Source organism: Algoriphagus locisalis (genome assembly GCF_900116615.1).
Lineage (GTDB): Bacteria > Bacteroidota > Bacteroidia > Cytophagales > Cyclobacteriaceae > Algoriphagus > Algoriphagus locisalis.
This window is the reverse complement of record NZ_FPBF01000003.1, coordinates 637,555-660,090: the sequence shown is the minus strand read 5'-3', so window position 1 is coordinate 660,090 and position 22,536 is coordinate 637,555. Positions and strand designations below refer to the sequence as shown.

The window sequence follows — 22,536 nt, the reverse complement described above, 5'->3', positions numbered from 1 at the left end:
CCAGCACACAATAACCAAGCACATGACTAAGATAAAATCAACAACCGTAGTTGCGATCAGACATAATGGAGAGGTAGTAATAGGAGCAGATGGTCAAGCGACTTTAGGAAATACAGTAGCAAAGAGCAGTGTAAAGAAATTGAGAGTTTTGCAGGGTGGCAAGATCGTGACAGGTTTTGCGGGATCGACTGCAGACGCGTTTACACTTTTAGAAAAATTTGAGGAAAAGCTAGGTGCATTTGGTAATAACATGAAGCGCTCAGCCGTTGAGTTAGCTAAAGAGTGGAGAACCGATCGCATGCTTTCTAAGCTGGAAGCGATGATGATCGTGGCGGATAAAGATGATATTTTGATTATTTCCGGAAATGGAGATGTGATCGAACCTGATATGGAAATAGCCACAATTGGATCAGGAAGCATGTATGCCCAGTCAGCCGCCAGAGCAATGAAGCAGTTTGCACCACATCTTAGTGCTGAAGAAATGGTGAGAGAAAGTCTAAATATCGCTGCTGATATCTGTATTTATACGAATCATAACTTGGTGATCGAAAAAGTCTCAAGCTAATTCCTAGTAATTAAACCACTGCAAACCGAAGCTAATAACTTCGGTTTTTTTATTTTTTAGCCGCGGAGGGCACGTAGTTGTCAAAGTAAAAGCAGTTTGAGATTATTTCTTTTCTGATTCAGAGGGATTACAAATCCCACTATAGAAGTTCGAGATTACAAATCTCGAACAGCGCCTTTAATGTTGTCTGTCTCGCAGACCATTTTTAAGCAGTGCTTCCACAAATGTTTTTCATTTTTTCTAAACCTGTTGTGTCTCTTGTCTGTTACTGAGTAGTATAAAAGAAAGACTATGGAATCTACCACTGTTAAGAAAACGACTAAGAAAGATTATAGAAAGCTGATTTTGGAAAGTTTTAAAAATCATGTGCTTGAGCATGGTGAAATGCCCAAGTCAGTTTTCAAGTTTGCTAAGGACATGAAGATGAAGGAGGAAGATTTCTATACCTACTTCACCTCCTTTGAAGCGATAAAACCTGCTATCCTCGTTGATATTTTTGATGAGACTTTGGCGGATATCGAAAAGCAGGGGGTATTTTCGGAATATTCCGCTAGGGAAAAGTTTTTGAGTTTTCTATTTACATGGATTGAATGCTTGAAAAAGAACAGATCTTACTTGCTGAGTTTATACGAGAATAGGGCAAAATCTTTTGTCACCTTGCCAAAGGAATCAGCTGAGTTCAAAGAGAAGTTTAAGGCTTTTGCCAGCGAGATTATTTTGGAAGGGAAAGAGACTGAAGAGATAGCAAACAGACCCGTGATTTCGGATAGATACGATGAGGCACTTTGGATTCAAGTTGGATTTGTGTTCCGTTATTGGCTGGATGACAGATCGCCAAGATTTGAAAAAACCGATGCAGCGATCGAAAAGTCAGTGAATTTAGCATTTGACCTGATGGGTAAAAGTGCACTGGATTCATTTCTTGATTTTGCCAAATTCATGTATCAGTCTAAATAAGCCATGACAGATAACTTAAACGAGCAGCAGGATATCCCTGTCTCAAAAGTGCAGCGGGCTGCCAAATTCATCTCCACAGGAGCAAAAGTAGGAGGGAATTACGTGAAGCATTACGCCAAGAAAATGGTGAATCCTGGAATGGACAGGGAAGAACTCCATCAGAACAACGCAACTGATATTTACTCTTCACTTAGTCAGCTGAAAGGTTCTGCACTGAAAGTAGCGCAGATGATGTCAATGGATAAAAACCTCTTGCCAAGAGCATATCAGGATAAATTCACCATGGCACAGTATTCTGCTCCGCCTTTGTCTTATCCACTGGTTGTGAAAACCTTCCAGAAATATTTCAGTAAAAGTCCAGATCAGGTTTTTGATACGTTTACTCGTTCGGCAGTAAATGCCGCTTCGATTGGCCAAGTTCACAAAGCTACCTTGGATGGGAAAACGTTGGCAGTAAAAATCCAATACCCTGGAATTGCTGATTCTGTGAGTTCAGACTTGAGGTTGGTAAGGCCATTTGCCTTAAGGATCTTGAATATGAATGAAAAAGAACTGGATCATTACATGGCCGAGGTAGAGGAAAAGTTGTTAGAGGAGACAGATTATGTCCTGGAGGTGCAGCGATCGAGAGAGATTTCTGGTGAATGCAGCCATATTCCCAACTTGAAATTCCCAACTTATTATGATGAATTAAGCGCCGAGCGTATCATCACGATGGATTGGATACAGGGTGCACACATGAAAGAGTGGTTGGCTACTAATCCAAGTCAGGATTCCAGAAATCAGATAGGGCAGGCTTTATGGGAGTTTTATCACCATCAGGTTCATAATCTTAAGCAAGTTCATGCGGATCCACATCCAGGGAATTTTATCATTCAGGAAAATGATCAATTAGGGATTATTGATTTTGGTTGCGTAAAAGTGATTCCAGAGGATTTCTATGAAGGGTATTTTGCTCTCATTAAGAAAGATCTCTTAGTCAAAAACAGTGAATTGGATCAGGTTTTCTTCGACTTGGAATTTATTTCTGACAAGGATAAACCTGAGGAGCAGGAGTATTTCAAATCTATCTTTAAGGAGATGATTTCTCTATTAGGGAAGCCTTTCCATGTAGATAAGTTTGACTTCTCAGATGATGGTTTCTTCGAGAAAATCTTTGAATTGGGAGATCGGGTTTCCAATGATAAGCTATTCAAGAAGTCTAATCAGGCACGAGGTTCGAGACATGGACTTTATGTAAATAGAACTTACTTTGGATTATATAATCTTCTAAACCAGCTTCAAGCTGAGGTCGTGACGACTAAGCCGGAGTGGTTGGAGTAATCCTCAAAATAAATATTCAAAAGCCTCTGGAGAATTTTTGGGCTTTTGTTTTTAATACTTTCCAAAAAGTGTAACTCTTGTACTGTTAATTTTGTTTCAAATTGAGAATCATATCTGAGCGAACTTTAGTGGAATTTGTTTCTAAGCATCCAGATGCAAAAGCTCCTGTTCAGAGATGGGTAAAAGTTGTCAAATCATTGAAGTTAGAATAATCTAAATGAAATCAAATTTTTCTTTGGTTCCGCAGATGTAATTGCCAATAATAGAGTAATATTCAATATTGGTGGTAATAAGTATCGATTAATCACAGGTATTCATATAGCAGGTGAAGACAAACAAGATATTATCTACACGATCTGGATTGGTACTCATTCTGATTATGATAAAATTGATGCAAATAGAATCTAGTAATTATGGAAACTATAGAAAAACCGTCTCTAAAAGTCATTAAGAATGATTTGGAGTATCAAGCTTCGCTAGAATTAATAAAAGACTTACTAATCAGTGGAGTGAAGCCGGACTCGGATGAAGAAAATTATCTTGAAGTTCTTTCCATTTTGGTAGAGAAGTATGAAGAAGAGAAAGGATATAAACTCGAGAACTCTCAAGCTGATTCTATTGAAATTTTGAGCTATTACCTTCTGGAAAAAGGCTTGCAGCAAAAGGATCTTATACCAGTATTAGGGCCTGCCAGTAGAGTTTCTGAAATTATGAACAGAAAAAGGGGGCTTAGTTTAAAGCAAATTAAAAAGCTGAATCAAGCGTATAATATTCCAATAGAATTACTGGTGGAATAAAAAAGGGAAGCAAACGCTTCCCTTTTTTATTGAATTAATTAGCTGAATAAGTGACCCGGTAGATCACTCCGGCCATATCGTCGGAAATTAACAAACTCCCATCTTTCATTTCCTGTATATCGACTGGACGACCCCAAGCTTCCTGAGCTTCCTCGTCTAGCCATCCTGTAGCGAAATCTTTTTCACCGGAGGCTGTGGAACCATCCACATCGATGGATGTCAAAACATAGCCTGACTTTTTGCTCCTGTTCCAAGAGCCATGCTTTGCAATAATTGCCCTGTTTTTATATTCTGCAGGAAACATACTTCCTTCATAAAACCTCATCCCCAAAGGAGCTACGTGAGCACCCATTTTCGCTGCTGGTGCGACGTAGTCAGATGCTGGACCTCCTTTGTCACCAAACTCAGGGTCTTTCACCGCTCCCTCATGCCAGTATGGATAGCCGAAATGCTGACCAGACTCCGAGATATGATTCAATTCACAATTTGGTACATCATCGCCAAGCATATCACGACCATTGTCAGTGAACCACATGTCTCCAGTCTTTGGATCCCAGTCAAAGCCTACGGAGTTTCTTACACCATGAGCTACGATTTCTGGCGTTGGGTTTGGGGAAGTCACATCCAATCTGGTGATGGAGGCAAAGATCTCTTCCTCTGACTCACAAATATTACATGGAGCCCCAACAGGCACATACAGCATTCCATCGGGTCCAAAGGCTATAAATTTCCAGCCATGGTGGGTTTCAGTTGGGTACTTGTCATAAACGACCTCAAATTTGGGAGCATTCAGATTAGTTAAGATGTCTTTGAAACGTATAATACGGCTCACCTCTGCCACATAGAGATCCCCGTCTTTGTAAGCAACTCCATTGGGCATCTGAAGATCTTCCGCCAATATGAATTTGGTGTCAGCTTTCCCGTCACCATCCTCATCAATGACCGCATACACATTGCCTTCTTGTCTGCTGCCTACGAAGACAACTCCTTCTTCCGTGATTGTCATCTCACGTGCATTTGGGATATCGGCTGCCCAGACTTCAATTTTAAAATTCTCAGGCAATTTGATTTTGTCCAGTTTTACATCAGCAGTGGCAGTGCTGATATTTTTCTTATTAGCGCTATTTGGCGTGGTAAAATTTTGTGCTTCAGCTTTTTGATTTTGTTCGCAGCCAAAAGAGAATAGGGCGATTCCTATTCCGAGTACAGTTGAAAATTTAGATAGATACTTCATAATTGGGTGTTTCATTAATATAGTAAGGTAATAAACATTCAGAATGTTTGGGAATGAAAAGGTTATGAACGGGTTAATGGTTAATTTTGCGCCATGTTATCGATTTCCAATCTCTCTTACTTCATCGGAGGGCGTCCATTGTATGAAAACGCCAATTTACACATCAAACCTAAGGACAAGATTGGTCTTGTAGGTCAAAACGGTACGGGTAAATCCACCTTGTTGAAAATTATTAACGGGGATTATCAGCCTAGTTCTGGAGAGGTCCAGAAAGCTAAGGATTGTACCATTGGCTTTTTGAACCAGGATTTGCTTTCCTACCAGTCCGACGATAGTATTTTGAATGTAGCATTGGCTGCTTTCAAGGAAACTTTGGCACTTCAAGATGAGATCGATGAGATCTTGAAGAAAATGGAAACCGATTATTCTGATGAAATGATCAACCGATTGGCATTTCTTCAGGAAAGATTTGAAGCAAATGAAGGCTATACGATCAAGGCGAAGGCTGAGGAAGTATTGGAAGGGATTGGCTTCAAGTCTGCTGATTTGAATAAACCGCTCAGGACCTTCTCGGGAGGATGGAGAATGCGTGTGATGCTAGCCAAGCTTTTACTGGAAAAGCCATCCTTACTGATGCTCGATGAGCCTACCAACCACTTGGATCTGCCTTCCATCGAATGGGTGGAAAACTACATGAAAAACTATGAGGGAGCGGTCATTGTCGTCTCCCACGATCAGACTTTCCTGGACAATTGTATTAGCAGCACGGTAGAGGTAGCGAGTAATACGTTGACGCTTTATTCTGGAAACTACTCTTTTTACAAAGCAGAGAAAGTAGAGCGTATGGAAATCCAGCAGAATGCCTACGAGAATCAACAGCAGATGATCAAGCAAACTGAGAAATTTATTGAGCGTTTTCGTGCCAAAGCGACCAAATCCAATCAAGTTCAGTCTAGAATCAAAGCGCTGGATAGATTGGATCGTGTGCATGAAGTAGTGAGTGATGAAGTTTCGGTGAATTTTAAGTTTAAATTCTCCAAGCAGTCTGGCCGTGATGTGATCACGCTGGATAATATCTCTAAAGCTTACGGAGACAACGTCATTCTGAAAAACACCACTGCCCGCATCGAAAGAGGAGATAAAATTGCTTTGATTGGAGCAAATGGAAAGGGTAAATCAACATTGCTCAGAATCATCGATGGTTCTGAAAAAGATATCAAAGGAAGAACGGAAGGCTACAATGTCATCAAATCCTTTTTTGCGCAGCATCAGTTAGAGGCTTTGACCTTGGATAATGAGATTATCCAGGAAATGGCTCAGGCTGGAAGTGCAAAGTCCGAGATGGAACTTCGGGGAGTATTAGGATGCTTTTTGTTTAGCAATGAGGAAGTGTTCAAAAAAATCAAAGTGTTATCCGGAGGAGAAAAATCGAGAGTAGCTTTGGCTAAAACATTGATTTCAGAATCAAACTTTTTGCTTCTCGATGAGCCGACCAACCACTTGGATTTCCAATCTGTAAATATCTTGATTCAAGCTTTGCAGCAATATGAGGGAACCTTTGTGACTGTTTCCCACGACAGGCATTTCATCAGAGGTGTAGCCAATAAGATTTGGTACATCGAGAATCATGAGATCAAGGAATACCTAGGCACTTACGCCGAGTACGAAGCTTGGCGTGAAAAACAAGCTCCAGTGACTCCTGTGCAAACCGCTCAAAAAGCAGAGAAAAAAGAACAGCCAAAAGCAAAGGCTCCCGTAAATAATCCTGAAGTACAGCAAGCAAAGAAGGATTTGCGAAAGCTTGAGGAAGAACTGGAACGAGTAGAGAAGGAAGTGGAAAAGTTAGAGGAGAAGAAGCTGGGTTTGGAGCGAAAAATGGCTGATCCGGAATTATATTCCCGGGAAGAAGAGGCTCAGGAAATCCAGGAGAATTATCAGGGAATACAGGCGAAGCTAAAAGCATCAAATGAGCAATGGGAAGTTTTGGTGGACAAAATTTCCAACCTTCAGGAGGTTCTTTCCTGATATATTACGGGTTTGGTCTTCATTTTGCCTATTTTTCAGAATGAAGATCAAATCCCTTTTACTAAGTTTTTCCCTTAGTCTTTTCGCTATTTTCCAGCTTTTTGCACAGCAACTGGAGGATAAAGTTTACAAGGATCACATCCAGTCTGTACGCTTATTTCCCGCTGGAGTAACTTTTGATGCCTCGATCGATGCACCGGTGGTACCGCTGAGAGGAGGTAAACCCTTGGTTTTGGTGTTTGATGACTTAGCTTTTGATCCAGAAATGTATAGAGCAAAGTTGATTCACTGTGATGCGGATTGGCAGAAATCACAGCTGAAGGACAATGATTTTTTACTCACCTTCAATGAGTTTAATATTCAGGATTACGAATATTCGGTCAATACACGAATTCCATACATTCATTATAGATTTGAGCTGCCCTCGGTTACCAAATCTGGAAATTACATCTTGCAGGTTTACAGTCAGCGGGATGACTCGGATGTGTATCTGACCAAGCGATTTATGGTGTATGAGGAAGTATTCAAGGTGGGAGCATCCATTGTTCCGCCTTCGCAGACTTCAGATCGTAGTAATTCTCAACAAATAAATGTGGTGGTGAACTACTCTGCTGGGGAGGTGACCAATCCTGATGGACAGATTAAAGTGCTTATTCGCCAGAATCAACGTTGGGACAATGCTAAGTTTTTGGCTAAGCCGACTTTTATGAATGAGAGTTCGAAGATCCTGAGATACGAGTCCTTTGATGGGGGAAATACCTTCGATGCAGGAAATGAATTTCGGTTCGTTGACTTGCGGTTTATCAGAGCCAATGGAGTCAATATTGCCAATATGAGAGTGGAGCCAGATGCTATTTTTGCAGATGGTAATATCAATAAGCCAAGGCCTGAGACAGCTTATTCCCAATATTTAGACCTGAATGGGCAATATATCATAGAGACAAAGGATCGACCGGGTGGAAATCCTGAAATAGAAAGTGAATATATGTTGATGACTTTCAGATTGGCTGTACCTGAAAACACTGATCCTATTTACTTATTAGGTTCGCTTACCAACTGGGGAAAAACACCAGAAGCAAAAATGAAGTGGGATTCAAAAATGGGGGTTTATACCACGTCACTTCTGGTAAAGCAGGGCTGGTATGACTACCAATATGCTCACTTAATAAATGGGGAATTTGATCCCAATCCATTTGAGGGTAGCTATTTCGAAACAGAAAATGAGTATGAAGTACTGGTGTATTTTAGAAATCTTGGTTCACGATACGATCGGCTAGTTGGGTACATTTATTTGCACCCAAATCGAAGAAGGCTGTAAATGAAAAATCCCTTTCGATTTTGGAAGGGATTTTCTTTTTATGATTCTTCAGAAGTTGATTCCTTATCATCGTCAGGAGCTGGCGCTACGTTTTCACGGGTACGCTCGCCACTTGGTTTGTAAGGAACAAATCCTTCTCTTTTGAACTTATAAGTGGTTGTTCTAGGACCTGCTGGGTGATTAGCCAAATCCAGCATACCAAAACCTTTATGAGTGAAAGCACCCAAACCACATTTGAATACAAAGTCCTGCACTTCAGGTGCAGCATATAAAGTAATAGGTAGTGTATATCCTCTCACTTCATACTTCACATCCATGTCGTAAACGGCATAGATTCTAGCAAATTTTTTCTGAGCTTCCTTGAGCTTATTGACATAAACCATGTCTGGAACTACCTGGAACTTATAGAAAGTCTCCATCTGCTCAGGAGTGTACCAGCCAGATCGCTCCATCCTGGTAAGCGTAGATTCGTAAAGCAGATCGGAAAACTCATCGCTGTCCGGGCTGATAAAACGCTTTCCAGCTTCCTCGTTGAACGCAGGAGTGATCAATACCAATGGGGAAATACAAACAAATTTGTTTGAGGTTTCCAACTCTGGTTCTACTTCGATCTCTGTGTACTCAGGAACCATGATCAGATTGCCAAGCTCGATTTTTGGGGTGGCAAAAACCTGCTCCAGCAGATAGTCCATGAAGTCTTCACTTTGGGAAGACAATACTAGGGTTACTAAACTGGAATAGTAGTGCAATCCACTTCTACTCACTTTCGTCTGGCCTTTTAGACCAGAGAAATTGAAGTAGTTGTAGTTGTAAAACTCTTCTCTTCCACCTTTCACAATTAATCCTTTGAGGAATTGCGCCAGAATGTACTGGTGGTGAAAAGGTAAATAGGAACCCTTGTTTTTTAGGGAAAATATTAGTCTAACTCTCACGGTAAATTAAAAATAAAATGAGACAATAAATAAGATAAAATTGTAACGTTTGGGGTGAATAAGCAATTACAAAATTATCATTTTTTTTTAGAAAACGTTACACATTAAATCTAAAATGCATAATGTCACCATCTTTGACTACGTATTCTTTGCCTTCGATAGCGATTTTTCCATTTTCTCTACAAGCTGCTTCAGTTTTGAATTTCTGATACTCAGCTAGTTTGATTACTTCAGCTTTGATAAATCCTCTTTCAAAATCTGTATGGATTACACCAGCCGCTGCGGGTGCTTTCCAACCTTTTTTGATTGTCCAAGCTCTAACTTCCTGCACACCTGCGGTAAAATAGGTGATTAAGTTTAGTAATGAGTACGCACTGCTAATCAATTTGTTTAAGCCACTTTCTTCCAAACCGTACTCCCCAAGAAACATTTCCTTTTCTTCAGGGTCGTCAAATTCTGCGATTTGAGCTTCTATGGCTGCGCAAAGAACGATTACCTCAGCATTCTCAGCTTTTACTTCCTCACGAAGTTTATCAACGTATTTGTTTCCAGCTTGAAGGCTATCTTCATCCACATTCGCTACATAGATGACAGGTTTTATGGTCAATAAATGTAAGTCTCGAACTGCCTCCAGGTCTTCTTTCTCTACTTCTACAGATCGCGCATTCTTGCCGCTGGTTAATGCCTCTTTGAACAGCAAAAGCGTTTCCAGTTCTTTCTTTGCTTTGGCGTCACCTGCCTTAGCGATTTTTTCAGTCTTCTGGATTTTCTTCTCTACAGATTCCAAATCTTTCAACTGAAGCTCAGTATCGATTACCTCTTTATCAAAAACCGGGTCCACTCCACCAGCCACATGAACGATATTTTCATCGTCAAAGCATCTTATTACGTGGATAACAGCATCTACCTCCCGAATGTTTGCAAGAAATTTATTTCCTAGACCTTCGCCCTTACTGGCGCCTTTTACCAATCCGGCGATATCTACGAATTCAATCACTGTAGGAAGGACTCTATTTGGATTTACAAGTTCTTCTAGGATCTGAAGTCTCTTGTCAGGTACAGTAACAACACCCACATTTGGCTCAATCGTGCAGAAAGGGAAATTAGCTGCTTCAGCTTTTGCACTTGATAGGGCGTTAAACAGAGTGGATTTCCCGACGTTTGGAAGTCCTACAATGCCACATTGTAATGCCATTAATTTGTTATTTTATTTGAAATATTCTGTATGATTTATACCCTTTATAGAACTCCAAAATAAACACTCTAAAGATCGTATAAACCGGTATGGCAAAGATCATCCCGATTACTCCGGCGATTTTTGCCCCGGCAAAGATAACAACAAATATTTCAAGGGGATGTGCTTTTACAGATTTAGAAAAAATCATTGGCTGTAAAAAAATATTATCCGTGATCTGTACCAAACCAAACACCGAAAGGATCTTTATGATGAGGTAATTTAATTCCGTATTGGTTTCAAAAGTACCTGAGGATACACCCACAATAATCCCGAACATAGCTCCTAGTAAAGGTCCTGCATAAGGAATCAGGTTAGCTACTGCCGCAAATAAGGCAATAGTCAATGCGTATTCGACCCCCATAATGGTAAGACCGAAACTGGCAAGGGAGAATATGGCTAGCATTTGCAGTAGCAGACCAGAAAGGTAATTCGATAGCAGCTTTTCAACTTTGGTAAACGTTGCTACCGAAAGTTCGAAATAGGGGTTAGGTATCAAATTCAGCAGGTTTCTGCGTAATAAACCATTTTCCAATAGCAGGAAAAAACTGATAAAAGCGATAGCCATTGTGCCAATGAACAAGCTACTGGTGGTATTAATGACTCCTCCAATAAAGGAAGTAAAATCAAAGCCTTTGATCATCTCTATCATGCTTGCTTTTAAGTTTCCAAACAAATGCCCTGGCTGAGCTTCCAATAATTCATGCCTAAGTAGAAAACCCTCCACTCTACTTACAGGTAATTGCACTTGTTCATAGATCCCATTCAGATCCAGCTCGCTTAGGATTAGGATTTGATTATTGATCAGAGGGAAAAACAGAAAACTGAGGAGTACCATCAGCAAAACAATAGCTGAATAGGAGAGGAGTATCGCAGACCACCTTGGTATATGCTGTCCTAGTAGGTGAAAATCATTTAGATGGTTGGTCAGCGGGCGAAGTAACGCTGCCAAAATTAGTGAAATCACTAGATACAGCGTGATATTGGAAAAATACCAGCCAAACAGCAGGAATACTGCAATGGATAAAATGATGTAAATAAAAAATCGCTGCATAGTCTAAACTAATAGAGGAGACATCACTGTCTCCTCTAATATACTATATATGTTGAAAGTAAAAACTGGTCAACCCAATTGAATTATTCCCACTTTAGCTCATCGTTGTATTCGGATTCTTCTTTCTCATACTGCTCAAAATCCACATCTGGAAGAAGGTCATTTTTCACGTAATCAACAGATTCATTCAGAGCCTCAACAAACTTGAAGAAATCCTCTTTGTAAAGGAAAATTTTATGTTTTTCGTACGTGAAATTCTCTCCGTTTACCTTTCTTTTACTTTCTGTGATAGTTAGATAGTAATCATTTGAGCGAGTTGATTTAACATCAAAAAAATACGTTCTTTTACCCGCTTTTACTTTTTTAGAGAAAATCTCCTCTCTGTCATAGCCTCTTTGATCGTCCACAATGTTTAATTTTATGTGTAAGGATGGTTGAAATACGAGCTAAAATAAAACATTTAGATCCGAGAATTCAAACCAGATCATCATTATTTTAAGTAAAAGGCTGATGCCAGAACTTAATATACTGGAAATGTGACTAAAACTTAGGCGATATTGCTGCCTTATTCTCCATGCATCATGGCCTTTTTGGCCAATAGCTCTTCCTCGGTCTCTCTGTGGTCTGGGTCATCTACACAGCAATCCACAGGGCAAACAGCAGCACATTGTGGTTCTTCGTGAAAGCCATTGCACTCGGTACATTTATCAGTGACGATGTAATAGAATTCATCTGAAACAGGCTCTTGCTTTTCATTTGCATCTACTACAGAACCGTCTTCTAAAGTAACTTCATTCAAACTAGTACCACCGCCCCAAGTCCACTCTACGCCACCTTCATAGATTGCAGTGTTTGGGCATTCTGGTTCGCATGCACCACAGTTGATGCATTCGTCGGTAATCATTATAGCCATAACTTCATTTTATTTAAAGCTCAAAAGTAAGAAGCTAAAAACTGTAAGGCAATAAAAAAGTTGTCACACTAACTAATTTAATTCGATTCTAAGCTTGCTTGTTTTCAAAAAGCCTAAATTTGTCTCTTTAAATCTATGCCATGAAACCAGCAGAACGTATTTCCGCATTTGTCAAACTAGGGGAAGCCATTACTAATTTGGATTTCGAAGAGAAAGACGAATTGCTGTGGAGGGCTGAGAATAATAATAACTGGTTTACTAAGGAGTCGGTTGATTCTGCTTTGGAAGGTATCTCATTCATGCTAAGTCCTCAGAAATTAGATGCTTGGCTCTCTATTTACGATTTGCAGGAAATAGAAAAACCAAAATCTGTAGGATTGATGCTGGCAGGTAATATTCCAGGAGTTGGTTTCCACGACTTAATGTGTGTGATTCTTTCTGGCCATCAGGCTGTGATCAAGTTAAGCTCATCGGACGAGGTTTTAATGAAATGGATTCTAAAGAAGCTTTTCGAAATAGACCCAAGACTTACAGCTCAAATACGAATCGAGGAAATGCTAAAAGGCATGGATGCCTACATCGCTACTGGTAGTGATAATTCGTCACGGTATTTCAATTATTACTTTGGGAAATACCCTCATGTGATCCGTCAAAACCGGACTTCAGTAGCGGTATTGAAAGGAAATGAAAATACTGAAGACTACATTAATCTCGGTAAGGATATTTTTCAATATTATGGTTTAGGCTGTAGAAATGTTTCTAAAATCTATGTGAAATCGGAAGATCAGCTTCAGGATTTATTGGGTGCTTTGGAGATTTATTCACCGATAGGCTCGCATCATAAATACCGAAACAATTATGATTACAATAAATCCATTTACCTGGTCAACCTGGAAGATCACCTTGATAATGGCTTTTTACTCCTCAAAGAAAGTGAAGATTTAGTTTCTCCTATTTCAGTTCTTTTTTATGAAGTGTATTCCGGAGAAGAGGAATTGGCCGAAAAACTAGCTAGTTTGAAGGGTAAATTGCAATGTGTAGTAGGAAATGCTGAAGGATGTGTTCCTTTTGGAACAGCACAAACCCCTGAACCTTGGGAATATGCAGATGAAGTGGATACCATGGCTTTCCTTCTCAAACTATAAAAATCTTCACGATTGGACAGAATGATGCCAGTAGCCATAAACTCTTTGCAAACCCGGAGAGAACACCGACGCGGCCTCATCGCTAAAATTCACAAAAACGTATGGGGCTTTGGCTTCAAAAGGGCAGATGAGGGATATACCTGAATAAGTTTATTCTTTTGTGCTACTAGGAAGTGTAATGCAAAATGTAGTGCCTTTTCCTTCTGTCGATTTAACTTCTACCAGCCCGCTGTTCTTTTGAATGTATTCTTTTACCAACACCAGACCTAGCCCAGTTCCTGACTCGTTATTTTCGCCAACCGTGGTAAATGATATTCCGCTATTGATTTTCGAAAGATTTTCATCTGAGATGCCGGTTCCGAAATCCTCTACACAGATTTTGACAAGATCATATTCGTCCCGGGTAGATACGTTGATTTTCCCTTCTTTTTTTGAAAACTTAATCGAATTACTCAGGACATTTCTGAATACTAATTCAATCATGTTTTTATCTGCAAACACCATTGATTTGGCCTGAGGATCTATTTCGATTTCAATTTTCTTCTCATTAGCTATCCTTTCCAAGATACTCTTTTGCTGCACTAAGATTTTGTGAATGTCAAATTCCTGTGGTTTTACCATTTCACCGCCTTTTAGCTGAGAGCTTGACCAAGCCAGGAGATTTTCCAAAAGCAATGCAACTTGCTCCATATTTCTGGAGACTTCAGGCAGCATCCCCATGAATTCCTCTTCAGAAACCATCCCTGAATTGGTTAAGTGAATGAGTTCTTTAATTCCAAAGACGGGGCCTTTGAGATCATGGGAGATGATGCTGAAATACTTGTCTTTTAGATCATTAAGTTGCTGTAGTTCTTGTTTTTGGTTTTTTAGGGTTTGGTTGATGGATTTTTGCTCTGTGATATCATCAAATAGTAAAACCAGCCCACTGTTTATCGTTTTTCTATCGAATAGCGGAATCGCCTCCACCTGAAAGATTTTGATGTTTTCAGAAGACTTTACTGTGGACTCGATGGTCCTGGCTTTACCATCGGCGATCAATTCGAGGACATCCGGGCTGTTTGTGAAAATTTCTTCAGCTTTGATCGCTATTTTAATGTGGCGTCCTATCCCAGGGAAATTCAATAATGCTGGGTTGAAATCCACAATTTGGGTTTCTGCGTCTAAGACCAGAACCCCTTTGGTGATTGCCTCGATCACCTTGGTTCTGGCAATAGGTTTAAGACTGAAAAGCTGGTATTTCAGAATTGCAAAACCCAAAACCAGGTAAGTAATCAAAAAAGCAAAGGGCGTCAGATCAATGACTACAAATGGTCGGAAGAGGTGAGTTTGGTACAGCAGATTGAATACTAAAGGAAATATCCCTGCGATAAGCATTAGCCTAGTTTGGGTTTTAAAGAGAGGATCTGAGAACCTGAATCTTTTCCAAATGACAAAACTACCTAATATAAATGCACTATAGATGTAGAATAAATTAACGTAGTACCAAGGCCCAACTATGATTTTGGCAGTAGGAAAAGGTCCCGAATTAATAACCTCAAATGAACTATAGTAGAACTGATGAAGGTCATTCGTTACCACCAAGGTATAGGTGATAATAGGGATCAAAAGTATTGAAACTACTAAAAAGTAGAAGTTTTTGGATTTGTAGCTCGTGTATTTAAGGCTAAAAATAAACCAGAATGGGCCTATAAATGCAATGCCTAAGTATTCGAAGTTTATAAAAAACAGCATAGCCTCCCGGGTAGAGACACTTAACTCCAGGCCATAAGAAAACCCCCAAATTGCTGCGCACAGCATGGTCAGTGCCACCCACCTGGTAGAACCTTCTACTCTAATGGCTATATAAATAGAAAGTGCTCCTACTAATAAACCGGAGAGGATAAGGGTTACAGAAAATGGATTAAGGATGAACTCCATTTACTAGCTTTTTGGTTTGATTTCTGAATGCAAAGTAAATATTATATGACTAGAAATGTAGCTGAGATTTCACTCCTTGAAAAAAAACAGTAAACTTTTTGACCTAAATATCTGTGGTAACCTCATTATTGTTTTATCGGGAAGGTATTAGCAAGTAAATTTTCGAAATGAACCTAAAATGGTTTTAAATAAGGGTGAAGGAGGATTTACTGAGGCTGATTAGTTACCTATTATTGGGCTAACTTCCTATATTTGCAGTCGTTAAAATCGAAACTTTTACCAAACAAAAAATCCCTATACAATGGCTTTTGATATTGAAATGATCAAAAAAGTGTATGCCAGATACCCAGAACGTATCGAAGCGGCTCGTAAGGCTGTGGGGCGTCCACTTACTTTGACTGAAAAAATTCTTTATGCACATTTAAGTGAAGGTGCCGCTTCACAGGCATATAGCAGAGGTGTTTCTTACGTTGATTTTCAACCGGATAGGGTTGCAATGCAAGATGCCACTGCGCAGATGGCTTTACTTCAGTTTATGCAAGCTGGCAAAAGCCAGGTGGCTGTTCCTTCTACTGTTCACTGTGATCACCTGATCCAAGCTGAAGTAGGTGCAGAAAAGGATTTGACTAAAGCTAAAGACAAGAACAAGGAGGTTTACGATTTCTTAGCTTCTGTTTCTAATAAATATGGACTTGGCTTCTGGAAGCCGGGAGCTGGTATCATCCACCAAGTGGTACTTGAGAATTATGCTTTTCCAGGCGGAATGATGATCGGAACTGATTCTCACACACCGAATGCAGGTGGACTTGGAATGGTAGCTATCGGCGTAGGTGGAGCTGATGCATGTGATGTGATGGCTGGCCTGCCTTGGGAGCTGAAGTTTCCAAAATTAATCGGAGTGAAGCTTACTGGAAAACTTTCCGGCTGGACCTCTGCAAAAGATGTTATCTTGAAAGTAGCCGGTATCCTTACCGTGAAAGGTGGAACAGGCGCTATCGTCGAATATTTCGGTGACGGAGCTAAATCTCTATCTGCTACAGGTAAAGGTACTATCTGTAACATGGGAGCCGAGATCGGAGCTACTACTTCAATCTTCGGTTACGATGAGAAATCTGCTGCTTACTTAGCCTCTACTGAAAGAGCTGATGTGGCTGAATTGGCAAATGGAATCGCAGAGCATCTCACTGGAGACGATGAGGTTTATGCGAACCCTGCTACCTATTTCGATGAAGTAATCGAAATCAACCTTTCCGAATTGGAGCCACACGTGAATGGACCATTCACTCCGGATTTGGCTTGGCCTATCTCTAAGTTTGCTGCAGCTGTAAAAGAAAACGGTTGGCCAGCTAAATTGGAAGTTGGATTGATCGGGTCTTGTACCAACTCTTCTTACGAAGATATTTCAAGAGCAGCTTCTCTTGCCCAGCAAGCAGTAGATAAAAAATTGGTTGCTAAATCTGAATATACAATCACTCCAGGTTCGGAGCAGGTAAGGTTTACCGTCGATCGAGATGGTTTCTTGGATACTTTCGGACAAATGGGCGGTGTAGTGCTAGCTAACGCTTGTGGACCATGTATCGGCCAGTGGGCTCGTCATGGAGCCGAAAAGCAGGAGAAAAACTCGATCATTACTTCTTTCAACAGAAATTTTGCGAAGCGTGCTGATGGGAATCCAAATACACACTCATTCGTAGCATCTCCTGAGATCGTGACCGCTTTGGCTATTGCCGGTGATTTGACGTTCAACCCGATGACTGATAGCCTAATCAATGAAGATGGCGTATCTGTGAAATTGGATGAGCCGAGTGGACTTGAACTGCCTACCAAAGGTTTTGCGGTAGAGGATGCAGGATATCAGCAGCCAGCTGAGGATGGGTCAAATGTAAGTGTGGTAGTTAGCCCGACTTCTGACCGTCTTCAATTGCTTGATTCTTTCAAGCCTTGGGAAGGAACAGATCTAAAAGGTCTTAAACTTCTGATCAAAGCAAAAGGTAAGTGTACCACAGATCACATCTCTATGGCTGGTCCATGGTTGAGATTCAGAGGGCACTTGGATAATATTTCCAACAACATGCTGATCGGTGCAGTAAATGCCTATACTGATGCGACTAACTCTGTGAAGAACCAATTGACTGGTACTTATGGTGAAGTGCCTGCTACACAGCGAGATTACAAAGCAAATGGAATTGGTTCTATCGTCGTAGGTGATGAGAACTACGGAGAAGGATCCTCTAGAGAGCATGCTGCGATGGAGCCTCGGTTCCTTGGCGTACGTGCGATCTTGGTGAAGTCTTTTGCTAGAATTCACGAAACAAACTTGAAAAAGCAAGGTATGCTTGGGTTGACTTTTGCCAATCCGGCTGATTATGACTTGGTACAGGAAGATGATTCTATCGATATTATTGGCTTGACCACTTTCGCGCCAGGCAAGCAATTGCAAGTAGTATTGAATCACGCAGATGGATCAGTAGATACCATCCAAGTGAATCATACCTACAATGAAGGTCAGATCGAATGGTTTAAAGCAGGGTCAGCACTTAATCTGATCAAAGCGAAAGCCTAATAGTCCTAAACTAATTACAAGCCGTAGCGATTTCGTTACGGCTTTTTTTGTGCTTTGATTTTTTCAAAAGCCTAGATTTTGTACAAAACAAAGGGGAGTTTCTCACGGCAGGCCTTTTTATGAAGTCCTTAGGTCAATTAATTTTTTGCAAAGAAATGTATTTATAAATTAAATAATTTGCTACGAAATGCAAATTGCTGTATGTTTACGACATATTCGGTCACCCACAGCGATTATGATTTTATCAAGATGAAAATCTGATCTAAGCAAGCACTAGTTCAATGCAGGAAAGAGGAATCAACAGTACATTCAAGAAACTTATCTACGAATCATCAGAAATGGTGTTTCTTGCTGATGATACCTTTCCGTATCCAATATTTTATTCCAATAAATCATTTGACGACCAAATTGGATCCAATCTTTCAGACCAAAGTCTTGTTGGGTTAGGTCTGGATATAAGCAGTTTTATTTTCGAAGAGCAGTTGCAGCTGAGTTTTAATGGAAACGAATATAATTTTCATATAGAACTTCCTCAGGATAGCTCCACAAACTATTTTCTTTTTTATAAGGGAGAAAAAATCAGAAGCCAAGGCTTGCCTACCAAACGAGAGCTGCAACAGTTTTTATTTCAATTTCCAGACGCTCAGTTAGTACTTAAGCCTGATGGTGAGGTATTCCTTTCGAATACTGAGGCTTTAAATCTTTTTGGATTTACCGGAAACGCCAAACTAAATCACCTGAGTGAGGTCGAAGGCTTATTTGTTGATCCTACTCAATGGAAGAAATGGTTGAGTGCTGCTATTTCAGAACATACAACGCATCATTTTTTGACTTTCCTAACTAATTCGCTTGGAGTCCAGCTTTCATTAGAGATTGCATCCAAGCAACTTGAGGTAGATGGGGTTCAGTATGTCTTGCTTTCATTTAAAAATATTTCAGAAAAGGTTACGCTAGAGAAGAACTTAGAAGAGAGCAGTAATTTTTTGATGAACCTTACGGAGCAAGTTCCTGGAGGGTTATACCAATTAGTAATGGATTCTGATGGTAAATTAAACTTTTCATTTTTATCTAAAGGGATTGCGCAGGTATTGGGATTGAAGCAAGAAGAACTAGAGAATTTCACGGATATCTCCTTGGCAATCTCTAGGGTACATCCCAGTGACTTGCCTCAGGTAATTATGAGTTCGATTGCCTCAGCAAGAAAAGTAGAACCTTGGCAATGTCAATTCAGAGTAAAATCGGATCCTAAATCCGAGGATTATCGCTGGATCCTAGGTGCAGCCAGACCAGAAGCTCTGGAGAATGGCGATATGGTATGGTACGGCTACCTGACTGATATCAGTAATCAGAAGGAGTTTGAATCTACTTTGGATGAGTCAAGGAAAGCAGCAGAGAAGGCTAATCAGATCAAATCGGATTTCCTTTCTATGATTAGTCATGAGCTTCGTACTCCTTTGAATGCAATTTCAGGCTCTACCTACTCCTTGATTCACGATCACCCGCAGGTCCATCAAAAATCAGAGTTGGATACCATCAATTTTGCTGTCGATAATTTGATCATAATGATCAATGATTTGTTGGACTTTCAGAAAATTGAAGCTGGCAAATTGACTATAGAAAAGAAGCCTTTTCATCTGAATTCTTTGGTGAATCAAATCATCAAAGGCTTGTCATTTCATGCAAGAGACAGTAAAAATAAACTGGAAGTGAAGCTTTCAGAAGGACTGGATATCACAGTTTCAGGGGATAAAACCCGACTTTCTCAAATCCTAAATAACCTGATCACCAATGCACTCAAATTCACCAATGACGGGGAGGTAAAGGTTATTGTGAATTTAGTGGAAAATAGAGACGGTAAAGCCAAAGTGTATTTTGAAGTAAGTGATAATGGGATTGGTATTGCGCCAGAGCACCAGGAAAAGATTTTCAACGATTTCGATCAGGTAAGACCGACATTCAGTACAAAATATGGGGGAACTGGGTTAGGGCTTTCTATCACCAGAAAGCTACTCAATCTGATGGGTAGTGAAATTGGTCTTAAATCGGTAGTCAATGAAGGAAGTAAATTTTACTTTGAACTGGAGTTTGAACTTGCAGATATACAACTGGATAAACCTGCCCGTACCAATGGGTATTCCTATCAAGACTCCTCACTTCATCTACTTATGGCTGAGGATAATGACGTAAATGCGTTGGTTTTAGGAAAGATCATTACTAAATGGGGCTTCACCTTCGAGCGTGTTACCAACGGACTGGAAGCGATTACCGCCGTTAAAAAAACCAATTTTGATTGCATTTTGATGGATATCCAGATGCCGGAAATGGATGGATTTGATGCGACCGTAGCCATTAAAAAAATTACTGAGATTCCTGTAATAGCACTTACTGCTGCAGCAAAGCTCGAAATTAAAGACAGAATAGATGAATGTGATTTTGATGGTTTTGTAGCTAAGCCTATAGACGCATCGGAATTACAGAAGATTATCCAAGAAGTGATTTTTGAGAGAAATCAGAGCGCTTGAGCCTTATCTAAATATTCCTTCACCAAGTCCATGTCCGGATAATTTTGATCCAATTCTACTAAATATTGTAGCGCAGAAACCTTATCGCCTTCCATTACATAATAAATCCCCTTATTCCTAAGTGCAAAAGGGTTTTTAGGATCCATTTTTATACTTTGATTTATTAGCTCTAACCCTTCTTCTTTTTGATCTAAAAAGAGTAGATATAAGCCTTTGTTATTGTAAAAATAGGCTTGGCTATTATTCAGTTCTATTGCTCTTTCTACTGAGCTCAAAGCTTCGGCATAATCCTCTTCATCAAAGGATATCATGGACCGTAGGTTATGAAGATTAGGCTCAAGTGGATTGATTTTCATCGCCTCAGTCAGGATGGTTTTTGCCGCCGCAAAATCTTTTTGGTAATAGAGAATAGTGGCTTGGTTCACCAAGAGATCGGAGTTTTCGGGGTTCAGCTCGAAGGCTTTTCCAAAGGCTGTCAATGCCTCAGAAAAGTTTTTTAGTTTCTCTTCTACTAACCCGCTGAGAAAATGACTTTTCCAATTTTCCCCATCTTGGTTCAGGAGCCTTTCTGCATCTTCTCTGGCATTATAAAACTCCCCATTATCAAGGTAGTTTAAGCCTCTTTGAAATATAGCATCATAATAATCAGGCTTGTATTTGATAGCCAGACTAAGGTCTTGAATACTTTCCGAGAGCTGATTTAGTTGAACGTGGGCAAGTGCTTTATTGTAATAAGCATCTGCAAAGGTGGAATCCATTTCAAGAGCCTCGCTATAGAATTCCATGGCCCCTTTGGGATCATTTTCTTCCATTTTTTCATTTCCCTTTAGCAGGAATCTACCTTTCTTACTTTCATCAGAATCACAGGCGCTCATTCCCAGTAAGACCAATAAAGCAAAGACTAGATCAATCGGTCGTTTCATCTTCTTCCTCTGTTTTTGAAGTTACTTTTTCCTGCTCTTTTTCCTCACCTAGCAGAAGAGCATAGGGGCTGGTGGATTCACTTAAATCAAAAATCTCACGCAATATCGCCATGGCAGGGATGATGAGAATCATACCTGCTACACCCCATATCGAGCCACCTACGATTAGTCCCAAAAAAGTTATGAAGGCATTGAGGTTCACGTTTCCTCCCACAATTTTTGGTGTTAGAAAATTGCCTTCGATCATCTGTATGATCTGATAACTTACCAATACGCCTGCAGGATAAAATAAGCTGTCCTTAGTGAGGAAGGAGTATATCATCGGCAGCATAGCACCAAAAAAAGGCCCCACGTATGGAATAATATTGAGCAGGGCACCGAGTGTCCCGAAGAAAACTGCATGCTTGATTCCCAATAAGGAAAAGGCAGTAATATTCAGGATGGCAAGTATTCCCATAACTTTTATTACGCCCACAATATAGCTTAGAATTACTTTTCTGAGACTCACGATCCGCATTTTCACCAGCTCAGGATCTTTGTCTTTGTAGATCTGAATGATCACATCAGTGAGGTGATTTCTATACAATAGAAAGAAAAACATGAAGACAGGAATTAGTACCAAGCCAGTCATGGAGCCCACAGTTTTCATAGCAAAGTCACCAATGCTTGAGCTGTTTTCAGTAAGTAAATTTTTGAGATAATCCGTATTGGCTTTTTCGCTCAAGGCCGGGTCATAGGAAAATGTTTTCAGAGTCCACTCATCGATGTCACTAGCATAATCCGTAAGTCTTCCAGATACATCATCGAAGTCTTTGGTAAAGCTAGCTACATTTCCTATCACGAAAGTCAGCAAACCTCCCACTAAGGCAATCATCAATAGGAGAGAGATGACGCATGAAAGTATTCTGGGGACTTTTTTTGATTCCAACCAAATAGAAATCGGTGTAAATAAAATCGCAAAAAATCCTCCCATAAATAATGGAACCAGCAGGCTTTTACCTACAATCAGGAAGAATACAAGTACAATAATGAAAATCATTACTGTCAGAGCCCGAAGGTAAGTAGGTAGGTTGAATGTGTTAGTCTCCATTATGCATTAGATCTTGAGTTCGGC

Annotated in this window: 19 protein-coding genes; 10 read left to right on the top strand and 9 right to left on the bottom strand. The window is 40.1% G+C overall.

Annotated elements, in window-relative coordinates:
- The first annotated feature begins 22 nt into the window (after positions 1–22).
- From hslV to BM386_RS11790, 5 genes are all read left to right on the top strand, one after another.
- Complete coding sequence (gene hslV / locus BM386_RS11810; protein ID WP_091694195.1) at positions 23–565, top strand: ATP-dependent protease subunit HslV; 543 nt, start codon at positions 23–25, stop codon at positions 563–565.
- A gap of 291 nt (positions 566–856) precedes the next feature.
- The gene (locus tag BM386_RS11805) at positions 857–1,522 is read left to right on the top strand and encodes a TetR/AcrR family transcriptional regulator (protein WP_091694192.1); all 666 of its coding nucleotides are present in this window, start codon (positions 857–859) and stop codon (positions 1,520–1,522) included.
- 3 nt (positions 1,523–1,525) lie between these two features.
- Positions 1,526–2,845, top strand: a complete 1,320-nt coding sequence (locus BM386_RS11800) for an ABC1 kinase family protein (RefSeq protein WP_091694190.1) — start codon at positions 1,526–1,528, stop codon at positions 2,843–2,845.
- Between the two features lie 222 nt (positions 2,846–3,067).
- Positions 3,068–3,253: a type II toxin-antitoxin system HigB family toxin gene (locus BM386_RS24145; protein WP_091694520.1), complete on the top strand. Its 186-nt coding sequence runs from the start codon at positions 3,068–3,070 to the stop codon at positions 3,251–3,253.
- 5 nt (positions 3,254–3,258) lie between these two features.
- Entirely contained in the window at positions 3,259–3,642 is a 384-nt protein-coding gene (locus BM386_RS11790; protein ID WP_091694187.1) for a helix-turn-helix domain-containing protein, read from the top strand.
- 34 nt (positions 3,643–3,676) lie between these two features.
- On the opposite strand, the gene BM386_RS11785 is transcribed toward BM386_RS11790, so the two are convergent.
- Positions 3,677–4,876, bottom strand: a complete 1,200-nt coding sequence (locus BM386_RS11785; protein WP_091694184.1) for a PQQ-dependent sugar dehydrogenase — start codon at positions 4,874–4,876, stop codon at positions 3,677–3,679.
- Positions 4,877–4,969: 93 nt separating this feature from the next.
- Here BM386_RS11785 and BM386_RS11780 point away from each other — a divergent pair, with 93 nt between their 5' ends.
- Positions 4,970–6,901 (top strand): ABC-F family ATP-binding cassette domain-containing protein, encoded by a 1,932-nt coding sequence (locus tag BM386_RS11780; RefSeq protein WP_091694182.1) that lies wholly within the window; start codon positions 4,970–4,972, stop codon positions 6,899–6,901.
- A 40-nt stretch (positions 6,902–6,941) separates the two neighbouring features.
- Positions 6,942–8,219 (top strand): type IX secretion system plug protein, encoded by a 1,278-nt coding sequence (locus tag BM386_RS11775; protein ID WP_091694179.1) that lies wholly within the window; start codon positions 6,942–6,944, stop codon positions 8,217–8,219.
- A 38-nt stretch (positions 8,220–8,257) separates the two neighbouring features.
- On the opposite strand, the gene cas6 is transcribed toward BM386_RS11775, so the two are convergent.
- The 5 genes from cas6 to BM386_RS11750 form a co-directional block, all read right to left on the bottom strand.
- The gene (gene cas6, locus BM386_RS11770; RefSeq protein ID WP_091694176.1) at positions 8,258–9,151 is read right to left on the bottom strand and encodes a CRISPR-associated endoribonuclease Cas6; all 894 of its coding nucleotides are present in this window, start codon (positions 9,149–9,151) and stop codon (positions 8,258–8,260) included.
- Positions 9,152–9,248: 97 nt separating this feature from the next.
- Complete coding sequence (gene ychF / locus BM386_RS11765; protein WP_091694174.1) at positions 9,249–10,346, bottom strand: redox-regulated ATPase YchF; 1,098 nt, start codon at positions 10,344–10,346, stop codon at positions 9,249–9,251.
- 7 nt (positions 10,347–10,353) lie between these two features.
- Entirely contained in the window at positions 10,354–11,439 is a 1,086-nt protein-coding gene (locus BM386_RS11760) for an AI-2E family transporter (protein WP_091694172.1), read from the bottom strand.
- A gap of 83 nt (positions 11,440–11,522) precedes the next feature.
- The gene (locus tag BM386_RS11755; RefSeq protein WP_091694169.1) at positions 11,523–11,846 is read right to left on the bottom strand and encodes a DUF3276 family protein; all 324 of its coding nucleotides are present in this window, start codon (positions 11,844–11,846) and stop codon (positions 11,523–11,525) included.
- 158 nt (positions 11,847–12,004) lie between these two features.
- A complete protein-coding gene (locus tag BM386_RS11750; protein ID WP_091694166.1) occupies positions 12,005–12,352 on the bottom strand; it encodes a 4Fe-4S binding protein in 348 nt (115 codons plus the stop codon).
- A gap of 140 nt (positions 12,353–12,492) precedes the next feature.
- On the opposite strand from BM386_RS11750, the gene BM386_RS11745 reads away from it, so the two are divergent.
- Entirely contained in the window at positions 12,493–13,497 is a 1,005-nt protein-coding gene (locus BM386_RS11745; protein WP_091694163.1) for an acyl-CoA reductase, read from the top strand.
- A 150-nt stretch (positions 13,498–13,647) separates the two neighbouring features.
- On the opposite strand, the gene BM386_RS11740 is transcribed toward BM386_RS11745, so the two are convergent.
- Complete coding sequence (locus BM386_RS11740) at positions 13,648–15,414, bottom strand: sensor histidine kinase (RefSeq protein ID WP_091694160.1); 1,767 nt, start codon at positions 15,412–15,414, stop codon at positions 13,648–13,650.
- A 301-nt stretch (positions 15,415–15,715) separates the two neighbouring features.
- Between BM386_RS11740 and BM386_RS11735 the strand changes: the two genes are divergently transcribed.
- A complete protein-coding gene (locus tag BM386_RS11735; RefSeq protein WP_091694157.1) occupies positions 15,716–17,977 on the top strand; it encodes an aconitate hydratase in 2,262 nt (753 codons plus the stop codon).
- Between the two features lie 281 nt (positions 17,978–18,258).
- Entirely contained in the window at positions 18,259–20,499 is a 2,241-nt protein-coding gene (locus BM386_RS11730) for an ATP-binding protein (protein ID WP_091694155.1), read from the top strand.
- Here BM386_RS11730 and BM386_RS11725 read toward each other — a convergent pair.
- Together BM386_RS11725 and BM386_RS11720 are read right to left on the bottom strand one after the other, a co-directional pair.
- Positions 20,487–21,422 carry a tetratricopeptide repeat protein gene (locus tag BM386_RS11725; protein WP_091694152.1) on the bottom strand — a complete coding sequence of 312 codons (936 nt, stop codon included), beginning with the start codon at positions 21,420–21,422 and terminating at the stop codon, positions 20,487–20,489. The two genes, BM386_RS11730 and BM386_RS11725, sit on opposite strands and share 13 nt — an antisense overlap.
- Positions 21,406–22,512 (bottom strand): AI-2E family transporter, encoded by a 1,107-nt coding sequence (locus tag BM386_RS11720; protein WP_091694149.1) that lies wholly within the window; start codon positions 22,510–22,512, stop codon positions 21,406–21,408. Before BM386_RS11720 ends, BM386_RS11725 begins: the two co-directional genes overlap by 17 nt.
- Positions 22,513–22,536: the final 24 nt, after the last annotated feature.

Excerpts from the sequence above, each read along its gene's own strand:
- BM386_RS11750 (WP_091694166.1), bottom strand. The coding sequence starts at position 12,352 with ATGGCTATAATGATTACCGACGAATGCATCAACTGTGGTGCATGCGAA.
- BM386_RS11800 (WP_091694190.1), top strand. The coding sequence starts at position 1,526 with ATGACAGATAACTTAAACGAGCAGCAGGATATCCCTGTCTCAAAAGTG.
- BM386_RS11780 (WP_091694182.1), top strand. The coding sequence starts at position 4,970 with ATGTTATCGATTTCCAATCTCTCTTACTTCATCGGAGGGCGTCCATTG.
- BM386_RS11790 (WP_091694187.1), top strand. The coding sequence starts at position 3,259 with ATGGAAACTATAGAAAAACCGTCTCTAAAAGTCATTAAGAATGATTTG.
- BM386_RS11725 (WP_091694152.1), bottom strand. The coding sequence starts at position 21,422 with ATGAAACGACCGATTGATCTAGTCTTTGCTTTATTGGTCTTACTGGGA.
- BM386_RS11745 (WP_091694163.1), top strand. The coding sequence starts at position 12,493 with ATGAAACCAGCAGAACGTATTTCCGCATTTGTCAAACTAGGGGAAGCC.
- ychF (WP_091694174.1), bottom strand. The coding sequence starts at position 10,346 with ATGGCATTACAATGTGGCATTGTAGGACTTCCAAACGTCGGGAAATCC.
- BM386_RS11775 (WP_091694179.1), top strand. The coding sequence starts at position 6,942 with ATGAAGATCAAATCCCTTTTACTAAGTTTTTCCCTTAGTCTTTTCGCT.
- BM386_RS11760 (WP_091694172.1), bottom strand. The coding sequence starts at position 11,439 with ATGCAGCGATTTTTTATTTACATCATTTTATCCATTGCAGTATTCCTG.
- BM386_RS11735 (WP_091694157.1), top strand. The coding sequence starts at position 15,716 with ATGGCTTTTGATATTGAAATGATCAAAAAAGTGTATGCCAGATACCCA.
- BM386_RS11805 (WP_091694192.1), top strand. The coding sequence starts at position 857 with ATGGAATCTACCACTGTTAAGAAAACGACTAAGAAAGATTATAGAAAG.
- BM386_RS11740 (WP_091694160.1), bottom strand. The coding sequence starts at position 15,414 with ATGGAGTTCATCCTTAATCCATTTTCTGTAACCCTTATCCTCTCCGGT.
- hslV (WP_091694195.1), top strand. The coding sequence starts at position 23 with ATGACTAAGATAAAATCAACAACCGTAGTTGCGATCAGACATAATGGA.
- BM386_RS11730 (WP_091694155.1), top strand. The coding sequence starts at position 18,259 with ATGCAGGAAAGAGGAATCAACAGTACATTCAAGAAACTTATCTACGAA.
- BM386_RS11785 (WP_091694184.1), bottom strand. The coding sequence starts at position 4,876 with ATGAAGTATCTATCTAAATTTTCAACTGTACTCGGAATAGGAATCGCC.
- BM386_RS11720 (WP_091694149.1), bottom strand. The coding sequence starts at position 22,512 with ATGGAGACTAACACATTCAACCTACCTACTTACCTTCGGGCTCTGACA.